The sequence below is a fragment of the Mesorhizobium sp. M7A.F.Ca.ET.027.03.2.1 genome (assembly GCF_003999175.1).
GTDB lineage: Bacteria > Pseudomonadota > Alphaproteobacteria > Rhizobiales > Rhizobiaceae > Mesorhizobium.
Genome location: NZ_RZOM01000844.1, coordinates 1 through 2781, shown reverse-complemented (window position 1 = coordinate 2781; position 2781 = coordinate 1). Strand labels below are relative to the sequence as shown.

3 protein-coding genes are annotated in these 2781 nt (G+C 63.8%); all 3 read right to left on the bottom strand.

Annotated elements, in window-relative coordinates:
• A partial coding sequence (locus EN750_RS27835) for an ABC transporter ATP-binding protein (protein ID WP_145967962.1) occupies positions 1–945 on the bottom strand: 945 nt, incomplete at its 3' end.
• Between the two features lie 219 nt (positions 946–1164).
• On the bottom strand, positions 1165–2319 hold the full coding sequence (locus EN750_RS27830) for an ABC transporter substrate-binding protein (protein ID WP_127267885.1): 1155 nt from the start codon (positions 2317–2319) through the stop codon (positions 1165–1167).
• Between the two features lie 218 nt (positions 2320–2537).
• A partial coding sequence (locus tag EN750_RS27825) for a LysR substrate-binding domain-containing protein (protein WP_245482832.1) occupies positions 2538–2781 on the bottom strand: 244 nt, incomplete at its 5' end.

Here is a 2781-nt window from a genome sequence, read left to right as displayed (position 1 = left end):
GCACGCCATCGTGCCGGCCGGCACGATGGCGTGCAGCCGCAGCTCGTCGGCGTCGAGCGCCAGCTTTGTCGTGGCGCCGAGATAATTGGTCGAGACGAGGCGGGCGGACACGCCTTCGCCCCTTTTTACCCCGCCGCTGGCCGCGCGCCCGACGCGAATGGATTCAGGGCGCAAGCTGCCCCAGCGATGCTGGCCGGAATAGCGCTGGACGAAGTCCGGCGGCAGCACATTGGAGGAGCCTACGAAATCGGCGACGAAGCGGGTCTTCGGCCGCTGGTAGATATCCTCCGGCGTGCCGACCTGCATGATCTTGCCGTCGTTGAAGACAGCGACGCGATCGGCCATCGACAGCGCTTCGCCCTGGTCGTGGGTGACGAAGACGAAGGTGATGCCAAGTGCCTTCTGCAGCGACTTCAACTCCTCCTGCATGTTCTCGCGCAATTTGAGGTCGAGCGCGCCGAGCGGCTCGTCGAGCAACAGCACCTTTGGCTGGTTGACCAGCGCACGGGCGAGTGCCACGCGCTGGCGCTGGCCGCCGGAAAGCTGGCCGGGGCGGCGGGCGCCATAGCCGGGCAGCCGCACCAGTGACAGCGCTTCTTCCGCCGCCTTGTGCCGCTGAGCCTTGCCGACACCCTTGACCATCAGCCCGTAGGCGACGTTGTCGAGCACGTTCAGATGCGGGAACAGCGCATAGTCCTGGAACACGGTGTTGACGTTGCGGCGATAGGGCGGAACGCCCTCGGCGCGTTCGCCGAAGATCGAGATCGAGCCCGATGTCGGCTGCTCGAAGCCGGCGATGAGGCGCAGGCAGGTGGTCTTGCCGGAACCTGACGGGCCGAGCATGGCGAAGAATTCGCCCGGCACGATGTCGAGATCGACCGCGTCGACGGCGCGCACGCTGCCGAAATGGCGCGAGGCTTTCTGGAAGGAGACGGCGGAGGTCATGGGCTGTCCTGATCTGTCAGGCAAATCAATTCGGGCTGCGGTGCAGCGTTCTTCTAGCGGGCGTTTGCGCTGCCCCTCATCCGCCTGCCGGCACCTTCTCCCCGTACAGTGACGGGGAGAAGGGAAGCACTCCAAGGCCGGTGACCCCCCTCTCCCCGCTTCTTCACGGGGAGAGGGTAAGGTGAGGGGCGGCGCTGCACTCTCAGGCGAAGCGCGGAATCACCTTCCGCCGATGACGCCGATATAGTCCGACACCCAGCGGTAGTACGGCACGCATTGGTCGTTCTGGGTGGCGCATTTCGACACCGGGGTCTTCCAGAACTTGATCTTGTCGAAGTTCTCGTAGCCGTTGGTCTTGCAGCCCTCGTCGGTCAAAAGCTCATTGCCCTTGCAGGCGGCGGGCACCACGGGCAGCGAACCGAACCAGGCCGAGACGTCGCCCTGCACCTTGGGCGACAGCGAATGTTCCATCCACATATAGGCGCAGTTGGGGTTGGCCGAATCGGCTTCCATCATCGTGGTGTCGGCCCAACCGGTCGCGCCCTCCTCCGGAATGGTGGACGCTATCGGCTTCTTGGCGGCGACCAGCGTGTTGACCTGGAAAGGCCACGAGCCGGAAGCGACGACGCCCTCGTTCTGGAAATCGTCGACCTGGATGGCGGCGTCATGCCAGTAGCGGCCGACCAGCGTGCGCTGGACGCGCAGCAGGTCGAGTGCCGCTTTGTACTGGTCCTCGTTCAGTTCGTAGGGATCCTTGATGCCGAGTTCCGGCTTGTGGAACATCAGATAGTTGGCGGCGTCCGCGACGTGGATCGGCCCGTCATAGGCCTGGACGCGGCCCTTGTTGGACTTGCCGTCCGGCAGCTTCATTTCCTCGAAGACCACATTCCAGCTCTTGGGAGCTTCCTTGAACACGTCGGTGTTGTACATCAGGACGTTGGGACCCCACTGGTAGGGAACGCCGTAGTGGGCGCCGCCAACGGTGAACCACGGCGCGTCCTTGAGGCGCTCGTCGACCGTTTTCCAGCTCGGGATGAGATCGGTGTTGATCGGCTGCACACGCTTGCCGGCAACGAGGCGCAGCGAAGCATCGCCCGAAGCCGTGACGAGGTCGAAGCCACCCTCATTCATCAGCGAGACCATCTCGTCGGAGGTATTGGCGGTCTTGACGTTGACCTTGCAGCCGGTCTCCTTCTCGAAGGAGGTCACCCAGTCATAGCCCTTGTCGGTTTCGCCGCGCTCGATGTAGCCCGGCCAGGCAACGATGTTGACCTGGCCCTCGCCCTTGCCAAGTTCCTTGACCTGGGCGACGGCCTGACCGGAAAAGGTCAGCGCGACCGTCAGAGCAGTGCATGACTTCAGGAATGAATTCATTGTCGATCTCCCATTTAGGCGCCTGGCCCCGAAGGCCGGTTTCGGTCTTCGCTAGGGGTCACGCGCGGACTGAAAACTGTCAGTTCGTCCGTTGGGCTTGATGCCGCTCTGATGGCGGCTTTGGTCCCTGAACCGAAAGTGCTTTGAAAATTCCGGTTTCGCAAATTCATTTATCAGAAGGGCGATATCGGTTTTTCCGATAGGTTGCAGCCGATCTCTCAGGGACGCTGGCGAACCGTCCGCTGCGACTGGGCAAGGCCGATGAAATCGCGCGCGGCCTGCGGCAGACCGGAGCCGCGCCGCCAGACCATGCCGACCTGGACCACCGGCAAGGAGCCGGAAATATCGCGCGATTCGATGCGGTCGCCTTCCAGCGACCAGGGCCGGTAGACGAGGTCGGGCAGCAGCGCCACGCCGGCGCCGGTGGCGACGAGACTGCGCACGGCTTCCACGGAACGGGTG